Genomic DNA, 13,304 nt, shown 5'->3' with positions numbered 1-13,304 from the left:
GCGAGTTGATTGGCCGTGCGGCGGCCGCTTCCGGCTACAACCCCCGTTTTTGGAGTGACAGGTCTTGTGGGAATACTTGCGCTGGCTTGATGGGACCTTGAGCGTCGCTGGCCACACTCGAAGGAGGAGCTTCAAGGAAGGGCTTTGAAGGCATGAGCGGCTTGCCGGAGGACGGTGCAGGAGTTATGGAAGAGACTGAATTCAATAACGGACTGCGGGGCAGGGTGGCTCAGTCGTGGCGGCTCTTGAAGCAGGGCCGACGCCCCCGCCGGACGGTCCATTACCTGAGCCATTCCTGGAAGCTCCGCTCTCTTTCCCGCTCGCTGGCTGAGGCGCTGGGGGAATCGTGGGAAGCCTCCAGCTGGCCCGGCGACCGGCTGGCGGTGGGCGTTGAACTCTCCGAAAAAGTCGAAAGGCTCACCCGCCTGCTCAACCGTGAAACCGAGGTTCACGGCCGCCTGGCAGGGCTCCTGAAATAGCCGTTCCCTCCTGACCCGATCCATGCCAGACTTACCACCATCGAGTGGCTGGGGTTACCGGGTCAGGAGATCACCGTGCATTGGTACACAGGTTGGGCTTACCTCTTAGCTGGGCTGATGACAATGGACGCGCTGCTCCTGGCCTTGTGGGCGATCGACTCGGACTGGCCCAACAACTGGCGGAAGAAACCCTGAGCCACACCCCGGGTGCCGGTCAGCGCAGGTCAAGGCGCATCAGCACCCGCGGGAAGCCGTTGAGCACTGACCCGGTGTCAGCGGCCTTGACGAACCCTGCGTCCTCAAAGAGCTTGCGCGTTCCCACGTAGGCCATGGTCAGATCCACTTTGGCGCCCTGGTTATCCACCGGGTAGCCCTCGATGGCCGGTGCCCCGTAGCTGCGGGCCAGTTCCACGGCACCTTTGAGCAGATGGCGGGAGATGCCTTTGCCGCGGTGGCCGGGACGGACCCTGATGCACCAGACGCACCACACGTCCAGGTCGTCCACATGCGGAATCCTGCGGTTGCGGGCGAAGCTGGTGTCAGCGCGCGGATGGACAGCTGCCCACCCGACCACGTCGCCGTCGTCGTACGCCAACACCCCTGGCGGGGGATCCTGCTTCACCAGTTCCTGCACGAGGTCACCACGGGCGGTCCCGCGCAGTTCCACGTTCTGCTTGGACGGGATGCGGTAGCTCAAGCACCAGCACACGGTGGCGTCGGGCCGCTTGGGCCCAACGATGGTCCGGACGTCTTCAAAAATGGTGCCCGGGCGAATTTCGATCGCCATCCCTGACTCCGATCCGCGGCTGCCTGTGTGCCGGCTTGACTGGCAAAGTAAGCGCTAGATGCCGAGCGTCTCCCGAAGGGCGGCGACGTGGCCCTGTGCCTTGACCTGGTACTGGGCCAGGACAACGTTTCCGTCGCGGTCCACCACCACGGTGGAGCGTACGAGTCCTTCGGTGATCTCGCCGTTGACCAGCTTTTCGCCCCAGGCCCCGTACGCGAGGGCCACGCTGTGGTCCTCATCGGACAGGAGCGGGAAGGTCAGGCCGAAGTCGCCGGTGAAGGCGGCCAGCTGCTCGGGGGCGTCGGGGGAGATGCCCAGCACTTCATAGCCGGAGCCCTGGAGGGTTGCGAGGCTGTCCCGGAAGTCGCAGGCCTCGGTGGTGCAGCCCGGTGTTGCCGCGGCCGGGTAAAAGTACACAATGACGTTCCTGCCGCGGTAGTCGGACAGGGAAGTTGCCTTGCCGGCGGCGTCCTGGAGGGTGAATTCCGGGGCCTGGGTACCTGGCTGAAGCTTGACTGTCAGTTGGGGGCTCATGGCGTTCCTTCGGGAGACTCTTGCGGTTTAGGGCAAAACCAGTGAAGCGGGCTTTGCGCTCTTGGAACAACTCGGGCGTCATGTGAAGTATTCCGCTTGCACAGTCTTTTCCATTGACTTCGGCGGCGGCATGGATACGGTTAAAGATACTCAGAAATGGTCTCTGCAGTACGCTCGCCGCCCGCCCTTAGCCACACCTGACCGTGTGGTCCCTGCCCTCATACCCCCGCGAATCATTTCCTAGGCTGTGTCCTAATGACCGCAAATTTCATCAGAGCCCTGGCCGTTAAGTCCCTGGACGTCCCGGACAAAAAGAGATGCCCTGATAAGGCCGAGTTCGATCTCGTCACCGTCGACGACTACTCCGTGGCCCGCTTGATCCTCGCCCCCGGCTGGCGGTGGTCCGAGTCCGCCAAGCCTACGGAACTGACGGATTTCTGCGAGCACAACCATCTGGGCTACTGTGTCTCCGGCTCGCTGGAGATTCAAACGTCCGACGGCGTGAGGTCCACTATCCGCGCCCATGACACCTATGCGCTGCCTCCCGGGCACGATGAGTGGGTGGTGGGCTCCGAGCCGTTCGTCGCCATCGAGTTCCTCGGGGCGGCGTCCTTCGGCCGGCCGCGGAGCAGGGGCCTGCACGCGCTGATCTAAGCGGGCTCAGATGCGGCGACCCCCAGATTAAAGGGGGATCAGGCCGCCGCGGGATCCGCCGCGCGCAGAGTCATCCCGCGCACGATGTTCTTCAGCGCAGCCAGCACCTCTGCCGGCGGACGGCCGCCGTCGACCTCCAGGAATGCCCCGTACTCGGGCATGGAGCGGTAGGCGTCCCGGAAGGCTGAAAGGTCGGCCAGCGTTTCGGCGTCAGTGCCGCGCGCCATGATGCGCCGGTGGCCAGTGCGGGCTCGATCTCCAGGTGCACCACCGCGTCCGGTGCCGGCAGCCGGGACAACAGCCAGGGGAGCAGGCGGCCGCGAGGCAGGCCTTTCGCAGTGCGCAGGGCGAGCTGGCAGTACAGGTGCCGGTCCATCACCACCAGGCCGTCGAACCGGCTGGCCTTCGCGTGGGACACCAGGACGTTGATGACGCGGAGGGTGGTTTCCACGGCCTCACCCAGCCGGAGCGGCCAGCGGATCCCAAGCCGTTCGCCCAGCACGGACATGCTGCGCCGGCCGGCATGGTTGTTGAGCAGCAGCGCCTTTTTGCCCTCTGCGCGGGCCGCGGAGACCAAGGCCTGGGCGGCCCTGGATTTACCCGAGCCGTCGATTCCGGTCAGAACAATGAGCACGTGGCCTCCTCCCGCCGATTGTTGAACCGACTGTTAAACGGCGGAGCGGGCGCGATCGTCCCGCGGTGAGGCACATTTCACAGGATCAGTGGCGCGGTAAGGGGCTTGCAGCAAACCAAAACCGTACGTATGGCGGCCAGCCTGCCGCCATACGTACGGTTCCCCTGGGTGCTTACTGGCAGTAAGTGGACAGCGCCGTGCTGGCCGCCTGGTTGTTGGCCTGCATGTCCCCAAGCTTGCCCTCGTCCGGCGTCTCCTTGGAGGCTTCGTCGGCGTACTCGATGAAGGATCCGAGCGCAGGCTTGAGATCGTCCGACGCCACAGCTTCAATGGGCCGGATCTGGTTGGCGAGGCGCACCAGGCCCGTCTTGCCGGCGTTGTTCGCGGGGTCCGAGAGGACAACCTGCACACGCTCGCAGGTTTGGGCGTTGGAAAGTTTGGTGGGCACGGTGCATGCCGATGCGGTCAGCACAAGGCCGGCGGCAATCAGGGCGGTGGCGAGTTTCTTCATGGGTCCCTCAGTAGGCGGTTGAGGATTCGATTGTAAGCAGAATGCGCGGCACGGCGCCTTTCCCGCGGCCCCGGCGGCCCGAGTGTGACCGCGCCAGAGAGGGGGTATTCGGCTCTGGCGGGCCCTGCCGCAGGGTGCATAAACTGGCAGGACAACCGTGCGGGCCTGCCGCATGTTGGCCTGTGCGGATCAGCCGATTCAAGGAAAGCAAAATGGCCCGCACAATCCGGAATTCAGGAAGAGTACAACGCCGTACCGCCATTGTGTTCTTCGCACTTATGGGGCTGCTGGCTCCTGCCAGCCCAGCGTTAGCCACGCCGCCCGGGGACTCAGTCATTGTGCTCGAGGGAGCAACGTCCGCTGAAGGGATAGCCGCCGGCCGGGGGACAACCTTCTACGCCGGTGACCTGATGCTCGGTGACATCTACCGCGGCGACCTCCGGAACGGCCACGCGGAGCTCTACATTGACGTTTCCGATTTTGATGCGACACCGCGGATGGCCGTCGGTATGAAGGCGGACATCCGGAATGACCTGCTGTTCGTGGCGGGCGGCTCCACCGGCAAGGCCTACGTCTACGACACCGAATCCGGTGAGCCGGTCAAGGACTTTACGCTGGCTTCCGGCTTCATCAACGACGTTGCCCTCACCCGGGACGGCGCCTGGTTCACCAATTCGGCCGCCGGGGAGCTCTACTTCATCCCCGTGGGCCGGCACGGCAGGCTGGGCGACATGCAGAAGCTGACGCTCAACGGCCCGGCTGCGGCGCTGCCCGGAGCCTTCAACATCAACGGCATAGCTTCTGCCCGGGACGGCGATGTGCTGATCGTTGCCCACTCCGGCTTCGGCAGGCTGTTCACCGTTGACCCGGAGACAGGCGGGAGTGCGGAGATTGCCGGAGTGGATGTGCCCAATGTTGACGGGATCGTGGTCCGCGGCAACCAGCTCTGGGCGGTGCAGAACTTCAAGAACCAGATCAGCCGCATCCGGCTGGCTGACGATCTGTCCTCCGGAGAGCTCAGGAAGGTGATCACCAACGGAAACTTCAAAATTCCAACCACCGCTGCCCTCTTCAGCAACACACGGCACGGCAGCACGCTGGCCGCTGTGAACGCCAAATTCATGGACACAACGGCCACTCAGTATGAGGTGGTGCTGGTGCCGGCCTGGGATTAGCTGCGGCTAGCTGTCTGGATTAGCGGTCGAACAGGGTGCCACCCGGCGGCGGATAGTCGCCGCCGTCGGACATCCTGCGGGCCCGCCGCTCACCCCTGCTGTAGTACTCGCCCTCTGCCGAACCGTCCGACTCGCCCTCAAGGTCCACCAGGCCCCCGGTCTGGTCGAACGGATGCGCGAACCGGTTGTACTCCTGCGGTGCATCGCCCGTCAGACTCTCAGCGGTACTGGAGGCCGGCTGGCGCCATGCCCCCGCGGCGTGGCCCTGGTGTTCGATGAAGGTCTTGAATTTCCTGAGGTCGTGGTCGGCCTGGCGGCCCACCATGTGGAGAAGCTCGCCTACTTTTTCAAGCATGCCCTCCGGCAGGTATTCCAGGGTGAGGGCCACCTCCGTCCTGTTCCCGCCGGCGTCGGTAAATTCCACGGCGCCGGAGTTGGTGGCACCTCCGGTGGAAGCCCACGCCACCCTCCGGTCCGGGACCTGTTCCAGGATGGTTGCTTCCCACTCCCGGCGCACGCCGGCAATGCGTGCCACCCACTTCAGCCGGTTATCGCCGAGCCGGGTGACGCTTTCCACGCCGTCCATAAAATGCGGGAAATCCTCGAACTGCGTCCATTGCCGGTAGGCCGTGCTGACCGGCACGTCCACCACAATCCTCTTCTGCACCTTGCCGCTCATGGCGTCTCCTTCGACTGGAACGGACTGCTGGCCACGTCAATATGGTCAGTATGCTTACGGTATCGCCGCCGCGGACCAGTTTCCAGAGGGTTACGGTGCAGCGTTAATCGTCGTCCGGATCGGCGCCTTCGGCGGGTTCCTGCGAGTGCATGCGGATGTCCGTGGGGTCCGCTGCCTCGTCCCCTTCGGCCGGGGCTTCGCTGTGGATCCGCTGCGGTGCTGCTGGCTTGTCCTTCATCACTGATGCTCCCTTTGGTGTGTTGTGGCTAGCGGGATATCCCTCATTCAGCCCCTCCCGGACCGGGGTGTCAATAACCCCGGCGCAGCTATGGCTGCGGCAGGGGTTATGTGCTGGACTGAGGGGGCACTGTGCCGCTTCACCGGCCAAAACTTACCGGCCAGCCGGCCCGCCGGCTGTGGGAAGGAACTCGCATGGCAACGTACAGGATCGGATATTTCGTGGGCAGCCTGGCTTCAGGCTCCATCAACCGCACCCTCTCGCAGGCGCTGATCAAGCTCGCCCCGGATGAGCTGGAATTCACCGAGATCCCCATCAAGGACCTGCCGCTCTACAGCTATGACTACGACGCCGATTTTCCGCCGGCGGGACGTGCCCTCAAGGAAGCCATCGAGGCCTCGGACGGCATCCTGTTTGTGTCCCCCGAATACAACCGCTCCATTCCGGGAGCCCTCAAGAACGCCATCGACTGGGCATCGCGGCCCTGGGGCACCAACTCTTTCGCCCGCAAACCGACCGGCATCATCGGGGCCTCGCCGGGCAGCATCGGCACGGCGGTGATGCAGTCCTCCATGCGCAGTGTTTTGAGCTTCCTGGACGCGCCGCAGCTCAATGCCCCCGAGGTCTACATCCAGTTCAAGCCCGAGGTTTTCGGGGCAGACGGCGAAATCCAGGATGAATCGACGGCCAAGTTCCTCCGGCACTACATGGAGGAATACAGCGCGTTCGTCCAGCGCGTGCTGGCGGCCAATGCGCCGGGCCACATCGGCGATCCGGAACCGGACCCTGACAAGCTTTCACGGTAAGCCACCCGCCCCAAACCCACAGGCTCAGTCCAGGGGGAGGGTCACCGTTACGGTGGTGCCCTTCCCTGGCGTGGAACAGACCTCGACGGTGCCGCCGGCCTCGTGCACGGCAACGGACATGAGCCGCAGCCCGTACCCGTGGTGCCGCCCGCTGAAGGCCAGATGGCTGTCAAAGCCCGTTCCGTCGTCGGACACCACCAGGCGCACGCCGTGACCCACGGCGGCAAGCTGGACGGTAAGTTCGGAGGCCTCTGAGTACTTGAAAGCGTTGCTCAGCGCTTCGCGGGCCGACTGGTACAGGAGGGACGCGCAGTCCGCCGGGATCTCAATGCCCCAGTGCGGAGTATCCCAGCGGACTGCCGTCCCTTGTTGGCGGAGAGGGCCTGTCAGCCGGTCAATACAACCGGCCAGCCCCAAGCTGTAGAAGTCGAGCGGATGGTGATCAGTGATCACTCCTGCCACCGCAACTACCTCGTCGAGAGCTGATTCGTTCCCCATTGAACTGCCTTCCCCGCCGTCTTTCTGTTAATAAGTCCAGAGTGAACCGCAAACTGCATGGGTTGCGAAGGGTTCGCTCAAGATCGCATCAAATTTTTGGGAATCCGGCCACGCAGGGAACTTTTCCGTCAAGTGTTCATTCTTGTTGGCCCGCTTGGTAGCGTGATTCCCCCACATCTAGGAGGAGCCATGAGCATCAACTCACCTGAATCCCTGCCTGAGGACGAGCCGAAGGATGCCGCTGCTGACGGGGCAGAAAAGCGCGACGGCGGGATCCCCGCCGGGAGCGACGGCGTGGGCCTGGGCGCCACCCATGAGCCCAACACGTTCGAGCCGGAGGAGGACCCGGAGGCTGCTGACGAAGGTTGAAAGCCCGGCGGCACAGCCCATTTGTTACACCACGCAACAGTTCGGTGCCAAAGCACGCGCCCGCGGATCTTTTCGCGCCCGGTGCCCGGACAATTTAAGGACCAAAGTCAGGCCCAAAGGAGGGTGTGATGCGCAGTCCCGCCGCACCACGCGCGGTAATTCCCACGGTTCTTCTGTCCGCGTTGCTCCTCACCGGCTGCGGTCCGGAAGCGGGACCGCCGCCGGCGCCGGCCACAACAACGGCAACAGCAGCCACGTCCGCGCCGGCCACACCAACGGAAACAGCAACCCCGGTGCCCACAGCCGACGGGACACCCACAGCCACCGCAACCGCGCCGGCGCCGGCGGCGTGGACAAGTTTCACCACGGCGGACGGTGCACTGACCTTCGACCTCCCCGCGACGTGGAGCGTCAGGGATCCTGCCGGGGAACTGCCGCTGGGCGGGGGCGCCTTCGCGGAGGTCACCAACCAGGCAGGCAAGACGCTGGCCACGCTCCGGACGAACATGGCCACGGGGTCCACGTGCATGGAGCGCTATCCGTATTCGGTGCTGGAATCACAGGAGCTGCCGGCGCTGACGCACAACGGCACCACGCCCCGTTTTATCTTCGAGACCCGCGGGAATGACGACGTGCCGGGTCCGGACGACACCCCGGCAGCGGCCTACGGCATCCAGACCAGTCAGCTGCCCGCCGGGGACTCAGCCTGCGCCATGTTCCATTTCTTCACCTGGCCGCCCACCGCTGCGATGTTCGGGGCGTTCTTCCACCCGTACAACAACGTGATACCGGGTGCCGAGTCACTGCCATATATGGAGCAGGTCAAGTTGTACCTCGGGACCGCGGAGTACCAGGACATCAAGCGGATGATCACGTCGCTGCGGCCCGCGAAGTAGGCGCTCAGGATGGCGCAGGCGAGGTCAGGGCCAGTCGAAGAAGCCCTTGCCCGACTTGCGGCCGAGCTCGCCGCGGGCCACCTTGTCCTTGAGGATCTGCGGCGGGGCGAAGCGGTCCCCGAGCGTGGACTGCAAGTATTCGGCAATGCCGAGCCGCACGTCCAGGCCCACGATGTCAGTGGTCCGCAGCGGGCCGGTGGGGTGCTTGTAGCCAAGGACCATGGCGTTGTCGATGTCCTCAGCCGAGGCAACGCCCTCCTCCACCATGCGCATCGCTTCCAGGGCGATGGCCACGCCCAGGCGGGACGAGGCAAAGCCGGGGGCGTCGTTAACGACGACGGCGGTCTTGCCGAGTGCCTCCACCCACTTTTTCGCTGCGGCGGCCGCGTCGGGGGAGGTTTGTTCGCCAAGTACCACTTCGATGAGGGTGGACGCGGGGACGGGATTGAAGAAGTGCAGGCCCAGGAAGTTCTGCGGCCGCTTCAGCTCACGGGCCAGGCCGTTGACGGACAGGGACGACGTGTTGGACGCCAGGAAGGCGTCCTCGGCCAGCCGCGCTTCGATGCCCCGGAGCGCCGTGACCTTCAGGTCCCAGTCTTCGGGGACAGCCTCCACAACCAACTGGCGGTCCTTGAAGTCGTCGTAATCCACCGTGACCGCGAGCCGGGACACCATCTCATCCAGGTTGGCATCGGTGGCGCCGCGTTCGATGCTCTTGGCTGCGGCGGATTCCACGCGTTCGCGGGCGGCTTCGGCGGACTCTTCATCACGCTCCACCACCAGCACGTTGGCCCCGTTGAGCAGGAAGGCGTGGGCGATTCCCGCACCCATGCGGCCACCGCCGAGGACGCCGACGGTGGAGGGGAGGTTCGGGTTTTTCATGGCTGCTTCTTCTCTGTCTTGTCCGTTTTCTTCTTGTCCAGGAACGCCTGCATGCGGTCGAACTTGGCCTGGGATTCAAACAGGATTCCCTGCGCCAGCTGATCAATCAGGGGATGCGCCTCGGCCGGGGCATGGAACACCGACTTGGTGATCCGTACGGCCAGCGGGTCCTGGCGGCCGATCCGGTCCGCGAGGTTGTGGGCGGCGTCCATCAGCTCAGGGGCCTCGTGGATTTCGGTGATGAGGTTTGCGGCCAGCGCGTCCTCTGCCCGGAGCACCAGACCGGCGAGCAGGATCTGCTTGGCCAGCGGTTCGCCCACCAGTTCCTTCAGCCGCCAGCTTGCACCTGCCGCGGCAAGGATGCCCAGCCCGGTCTCGGGGTTGCCGATCCGCACGCTGGGCGTGCCGATCCGGAAGTCCGCAGCGTAGGCAAGTTCGGCGCCGCCGCCCAGGCAGTAGCCGTCCAAGGCTGCGATGACCGGCATGGGCAGCTTGGCGATCCGGACGAAGATGGTTGAGTTGATGCCCTGCAGCGCGTCATCCCGGCGGCGCTCACGGAGCTGGGCGATGTCCGCCCCGGAGGCAAACACGCCATCCACGCCCGCGATGATCAGGACCTTGGGATTCTGCTCCAGCGCAGCACAGACCAGGTGCAGTTCATCCACCATCTGCTGGTCAATGGCGTTCCGGACCTCCGGGCGGTTGAGGAGAACCACTACCCGGTCGTCGCGCTCTTCCACCAGGAGGGTGCTGAACTGTTCGGACGCGAGATCCGCGGCCGCCACTAGACGCGCTCCAGCAGCATGGCAGTGCCCTGGCCCACGCCGATGCACATGGTGGCGAGGCCGATCTTCGCGTCCTCGCGCTCCATCCTGCCCAGAAGGGTGATGGCGATCCGTGATCCGCTGGAACCAAGCGGGTGCCCCAAACTGATGGCGCCGCCGTCGTTGTTCACAATCTCCGGATCCAGGCCCAGCCGGCGCATGCACGCGAGGGACTGCGTGGCGAACGCTTCGTTGAGTTCGACGGCGCCCAGGTCGCCGACGCTGAGCCCGCTCCGCTTGAGGATCTTCTGCGTGGCGGGGACGGGCCCGATGCCCATGATTTCCGGTTCGCAGCCGGCCGAGGCGCCGTCGATGATGCGGGCGCGGGGAGTCAGGCCCAGCCGTTCGATGGCAGCTTCGGACGCGACGATGATCGCGGAGGCGCCGTCGTTCAGGGTGGAGGAGTTGCCGGCGGTGACCACCGAGCCGCCCGGGATGACGGGGCGCAGGCCGGCGAGCACGTCCATGGTGGTGCCGGCCCGGGGGCCCTCATCGGTGTCCACCACGGTTTCGGCCTTGCGGGTCCTGACCGTCACCGGAACGATTTCGTCCGTGAACCGGCCCCCGGCGATGGCGGCGAGGGACCGCTCATGGGACCGGACCGCGAAGGCGTCCGCGTCCTCGCGGGAGATGCTGTCCACGCGGGCCAGTTCTTCCGCGGTTTCGGGCATGGAGTAGGTCATCTTGCCGTCGCGTGCCAGGTCACCCTTTTGGAACTTCGGGTTGGCGAACCGCCAGCCGATGGAGGTATCAAAGATCTGGCCGGGCTTGGCAAAGGCGGTGGCGGGCTTTTCCTGGACCCACGGCGCGCGGCTCATGGATTCCACGCCGCCGGCGATCACAACGTCCGCAGCGCCGGACTTGATCATGTGGCTTGCCTGGATGATGGCGCTCAGCCCGGACGCGCAGAGCCGGTTGACCGTGATCCCGGGGATGTGGAGGGGGAGTCCCGCCAGCAGGGTGGCCATCCGGGCCACGTTGCGGTTTTCCTCGCCGGCGCCGTTGGCATTGCCGAGGATAACCTCCTCGATGCTGTCCGGATCCAGCCCGGCGCGGGAGACGGCCTCACGGACCACCAGCGCGGCCAGGTCATCCGGGCGGACAGAGGACAGCGCGCCGCCGTAACGGCCAACCGGCGTCCGGACGCCGCCAACAAGAAAAGCCTCAACCATAAGAACAGATCCTTTACACCGCAACCGGGGCCGGACTTGAATTAGTTACCGACCGTTCGTTCTATAAAGATTGCATGCCCAGCCGTGGAGGTCAACTGTTAGCGCGGTGCGTGAAGCCCGTCGAAAGCGATGGTGATGACATCGTCGGCCAGTTTTTCGGGGGAGAGGGATCCGCCGGGTTTGTACCATTCCACGATCGAGTTGATGGTGCCGAACAGCAGGCGGGTCACGGTGCGCGGATCGATGTCCTGGCGCAGTGATCCTTCGTCGCGGGCAGCAGAGATGAGCGCCGCCACCTCGTGGTCGAACGTGCGGCGGCGTTCGAGGGCGTCGCGCTCAATTTCGGTGTTGCCGCGAAGGCGCAGGAGGAGCGTGACGAACGGCAGGCGCTCCACAAGCACGGCCACGGTCTGCCGCAGCACGAACTCGAGCCGGGAATCGGCCGGGCCGGAGGTGGCCTCGGGCTGTTCCAGGATGGCTTCGAGGCCGCCCAGGGCGTGATCCAGCGCGAGCTTGAGGAGGTCGCCCTTGGAGGGCACGTGGTGGTAGATGGCCGATTTGGAGATGCCCAGGTTCTCGGCCAGGATGCCCATGGAGGTGGCGTCATAGCCGTGCCGGTTAAAGACATCGACGGCGATGAGCAGCACAGACTGCTGGTCGTAGCCGGGGCGGCCGCGCTTGGTGGTGGTGGTACTGGCGGTATCGGTGGTGCTGGGCATGGTGCCTAGTTTCTCACGAACGGTCGGTCAGGCTGTGCCGGTCAGGCGGCGCAGCGGGAGGCTGCGCCGCCTGAACCTTTTACTGCTGTGGCCGCATGTCGTAGATCCGGCGCAGCTTGCCGTTGGACCGCTCAAGGGAGCCGGGCTCCACAACGTCCACCCGGCACGAAGAACCCACGTGGATCTTGATCTGCTCCTGCAGGGTGCGCGCCGCCGTCGTGCTTTGTTCAAACGAGACGGTCTCACGGCGTTCAATCTTGACGGTCATCTGGTCCATCCGCTGGCCCTCCGGACGGGTGAGTTCGAGCTGGAAGTGCGGGCTCAACTCCGGGATGCGGAGCGCGATCTCCTCGATCTGGGACGGGAAAACGTTCACGCCGCGGAGGATGATCATGTCGTCACTGCGCCCGGTGATGCGGCCCATCCGGCGGTGCCCGGGGCGGGCGGTGCCCGGGAGCAGGCGGGTGAGGTCCTTGGTGCGGTACCGGATGATCGGCAGCGCTTCCTTGGTCAGGGACGTGAACACCAGTTCGCCGTGTTCGCCGTCGCGCAGCACGTTCTCTTTGCCCACCTCGGGGTTGAAGGCGTCGATGATCTCAGGACGGAAGTGGTCCTCCCAGATGTGGCTGCCGTCCTGGGTTTCCACGGCCTCGCCGGCGACGCCCGGGCCCATCACTTCGGAGAGGCCATAGATGTCGCAGGCCTTGATGTTCATGGTGACCTCGAGCTCGTGCCGCATCTCCTCGGTCCACGGCTCGGCACCCAGGACGGCGTACTTCAGGGAGGTCGACGTCGGGTCGATGCCCATGTGCGCCATCGCATCGGCGATGGTGAGCAGGTACGTGGGGGTGGCCAGGATGGCGTCCGGCTTGAAGTCCTGGATGAGCTGGATCTGGCGTTCGGTCTGGCCGCCGGAAATGGGGATGACGGTGCAGCCGAGTGCTTCGGCGCCGGCGTGGGCGCCCAGGCCGCCGGTGAACAGGCCGTAGCCGTAGGCATTATGGACCTTCATGCCGGGGCGGACGCCGGAGGCGCGCAGCGAACGGGCCACCAGCTTTGCCCAGTCAGCCAGGTCCTTTTTGGTGTATCCGACGACGGTGGGCCGGCCGGTGGTGCCGGAGCTGGCGTGCACGCGGGCTACTTCTGCCTGCGCGACGGCGAACATGCCGAACGGGTATTCCTCGCGCAGGTCATCCTTGGTGGTGAAGGGGAAGTTGCCCAGGTCGCTGAGTTCGCGCAGGTCATTGGGGTGGATGCCGGCGTCGTCGAATTTGCGCTTGTACAGCGGGACGCGGTCATAGGCGTAGGCCACGGTGTGCTGCAGGCGGCCCAGCTGGAGGGCCTCGAGCTCGTCGCGGGACATGGTTTCCTCAGGGTCCAGCACGGCATCGGTGCCTGCTTTGGTGGACTGGGAGGTGGGCGTTTCGGGGACGTGGAGGCTCATGGT

Annotated in this window: 17 protein-coding genes and 1 pseudogene; 6 read left to right on the top strand and 12 right to left on the bottom strand. The window is 65.2% G+C overall.

The genetic code is table 11. From position 1 onward, the window contains the following. Positions 1-152 precede the first annotated feature (152 nt). The gene (locus IDT60_RS18085; protein ID WP_223883796.1) at positions 153-479 is read left to right on the top strand and encodes a hypothetical protein; all 327 of its coding nucleotides are present in this window, start codon (positions 153-155) and stop codon (positions 477-479) included. Positions 480-693: 214 nt separating this feature from the next. On the opposite strand, the gene IDT60_RS18080 is transcribed toward IDT60_RS18085, so the two are convergent. Both IDT60_RS18080 and bcp read right to left on the bottom strand, forming a co-directional pair. Then, positions 694-1,266, bottom strand: coding sequence for a GNAT family N-acetyltransferase (locus IDT60_RS18080; RefSeq protein WP_164204541.1), 573 nt, complete (start codon positions 1,264-1,266; stop codon positions 694-696). A gap of 54 nt (positions 1,267-1,320) precedes the next feature. Next, the gene (gene bcp, locus IDT60_RS18075) at positions 1,321-1,800 is read right to left on the bottom strand and encodes a thioredoxin-dependent thiol peroxidase (RefSeq protein ID WP_191080107.1); all 480 of its coding nucleotides are present in this window, start codon (positions 1,798-1,800) and stop codon (positions 1,321-1,323) included. Between the two features lie 255 nt (positions 1,801-2,055). Between bcp and IDT60_RS18070 the strand changes: the two genes are divergently transcribed. Next, on the top strand, positions 2,056-2,454 hold the full coding sequence (locus IDT60_RS18070; protein ID WP_191080106.1) for a cupin domain-containing protein: 399 nt from the start codon (positions 2,056-2,058) through the stop codon (positions 2,452-2,454). A gap of 38 nt (positions 2,455-2,492) precedes the next feature. On the opposite strand, the pseudogene IDT60_RS18065 reads toward IDT60_RS18070, so the two are convergent. Both IDT60_RS18065 and IDT60_RS18060 read right to left on the bottom strand, forming a co-directional pair. After that, positions 2,493-3,088: pseudogene (locus IDT60_RS18065) on the bottom strand (dTMP kinase). Between the two features lie 172 nt (positions 3,089-3,260). After that, positions 3,261-3,599: a hypothetical protein gene (locus tag IDT60_RS18060; RefSeq protein ID WP_164204550.1), complete on the bottom strand. Its 339-nt coding sequence runs from the start codon at positions 3,597-3,599 to the stop codon at positions 3,261-3,263. A 212-nt stretch (positions 3,600-3,811) separates the two neighbouring features. On the opposite strand from IDT60_RS18060, the gene IDT60_RS18055 reads away from it, so the two are divergent. Next, complete coding sequence (locus IDT60_RS18055; RefSeq protein WP_223883795.1) at positions 3,812-4,774, top strand: hypothetical protein; 963 nt, start codon at positions 3,812-3,814, stop codon at positions 4,772-4,774. A gap of 19 nt (positions 4,775-4,793) precedes the next feature. On the opposite strand, the gene IDT60_RS18050 is transcribed toward IDT60_RS18055, so the two are convergent. Both IDT60_RS18050 and IDT60_RS23440 read right to left on the bottom strand, forming a co-directional pair. Next, on the bottom strand, positions 4,794-5,453 hold the full coding sequence (locus IDT60_RS18050) for an SRPBCC family protein (protein ID WP_191080105.1): 660 nt from the start codon (positions 5,451-5,453) through the stop codon (positions 4,794-4,796). 103 nt (positions 5,454-5,556) lie between these two features. After that, the gene (locus IDT60_RS23440; protein WP_255527066.1) at positions 5,557-5,691 is read right to left on the bottom strand and encodes a hypothetical protein; all 135 of its coding nucleotides are present in this window, start codon (positions 5,689-5,691) and stop codon (positions 5,557-5,559) included. Positions 5,692-5,885: 194 nt separating this feature from the next. Between IDT60_RS23440 and IDT60_RS18045 the strand changes: the two genes are divergently transcribed. Continuing rightward, complete coding sequence (locus IDT60_RS18045) at positions 5,886-6,497, top strand: NADPH-dependent FMN reductase (protein ID WP_164204554.1); 612 nt, start codon at positions 5,886-5,888, stop codon at positions 6,495-6,497. Between the two features lie 24 nt (positions 6,498-6,521). Here IDT60_RS18045 and IDT60_RS18040 read toward each other — a convergent pair whose 3' ends face one another. Beyond that, positions 6,522-6,995 (bottom strand): sensor histidine kinase, encoded by a 474-nt coding sequence (locus IDT60_RS18040; protein WP_191080104.1) that lies wholly within the window; start codon positions 6,993-6,995, stop codon positions 6,522-6,524. 189 nt (positions 6,996-7,184) lie between these two features. On the opposite strand from IDT60_RS18040, the gene IDT60_RS18035 reads away from it, so the two are divergent. After that, positions 7,185-7,364 (top strand): hypothetical protein, encoded by a 180-nt coding sequence (locus IDT60_RS18035; protein WP_191080103.1) that lies wholly within the window; start codon positions 7,185-7,187, stop codon positions 7,362-7,364. Between the two features lie 128 nt (positions 7,365-7,492). Further along, positions 7,493-8,260: a hypothetical protein gene (locus IDT60_RS18030; protein WP_191080102.1), complete on the top strand. Its 768-nt coding sequence runs from the start codon at positions 7,493-7,495 to the stop codon at positions 8,258-8,260. 24 nt (positions 8,261-8,284) lie between these two features. Here the strand turns inward: IDT60_RS18030 and IDT60_RS18025 are convergent, their stop codons facing one another. The 5 genes from IDT60_RS18025 to paaK form a co-directional block, all read right to left on the bottom strand. After that, positions 8,285-9,142 (bottom strand): 3-hydroxyacyl-CoA dehydrogenase family protein, encoded by an 858-nt coding sequence (locus IDT60_RS18025; RefSeq protein WP_191080101.1) that lies wholly within the window; start codon positions 9,140-9,142, stop codon positions 8,285-8,287. Next, positions 9,139-9,927: an enoyl-CoA hydratase/isomerase family protein gene (locus IDT60_RS18020; RefSeq protein WP_191080100.1), complete on the bottom strand. Its 789-nt coding sequence runs from the start codon at positions 9,925-9,927 to the stop codon at positions 9,139-9,141. The genes IDT60_RS18025 and IDT60_RS18020 overlap by 4 nt, the downstream gene beginning before the upstream one ends. Then, entirely contained in the window at positions 9,927-11,138 is a 1,212-nt protein-coding gene (locus IDT60_RS18015) for a thiolase family protein (RefSeq protein ID WP_191080099.1), read from the bottom strand. The genes IDT60_RS18020 and IDT60_RS18015 overlap by 1 nt, the downstream gene beginning before the upstream one ends. A gap of 98 nt (positions 11,139-11,236) precedes the next feature. Next, positions 11,237-11,857, bottom strand: a complete 621-nt coding sequence (locus IDT60_RS18010) for a TetR/AcrR family transcriptional regulator (RefSeq protein ID WP_191080098.1) — start codon at positions 11,855-11,857, stop codon at positions 11,237-11,239. A gap of 79 nt (positions 11,858-11,936) precedes the next feature. Beyond that, positions 11,937-13,301 carry a phenylacetate--CoA ligase PaaK gene (paaK, locus tag IDT60_RS18005; RefSeq protein ID WP_191080097.1) on the bottom strand — a complete coding sequence of 455 codons (1,365 nt, stop codon included), beginning with the start codon at positions 13,299-13,301 and terminating at the stop codon, positions 11,937-11,939. Positions 13,302-13,304: the final 3 nt, after the last annotated feature.

It is taken from the genome of Pseudarthrobacter sp. BIM B-2242, from assembly GCF_014764445.1.
GTDB lineage: Bacteria > Actinomycetota > Actinomycetes > Actinomycetales > Micrococcaceae > Arthrobacter > Arthrobacter luteus_A.
The sequence above is the reverse complement of the archived record's forward strand: the minus strand, read 5'-3'. Positions and strand labels throughout refer to the sequence as shown.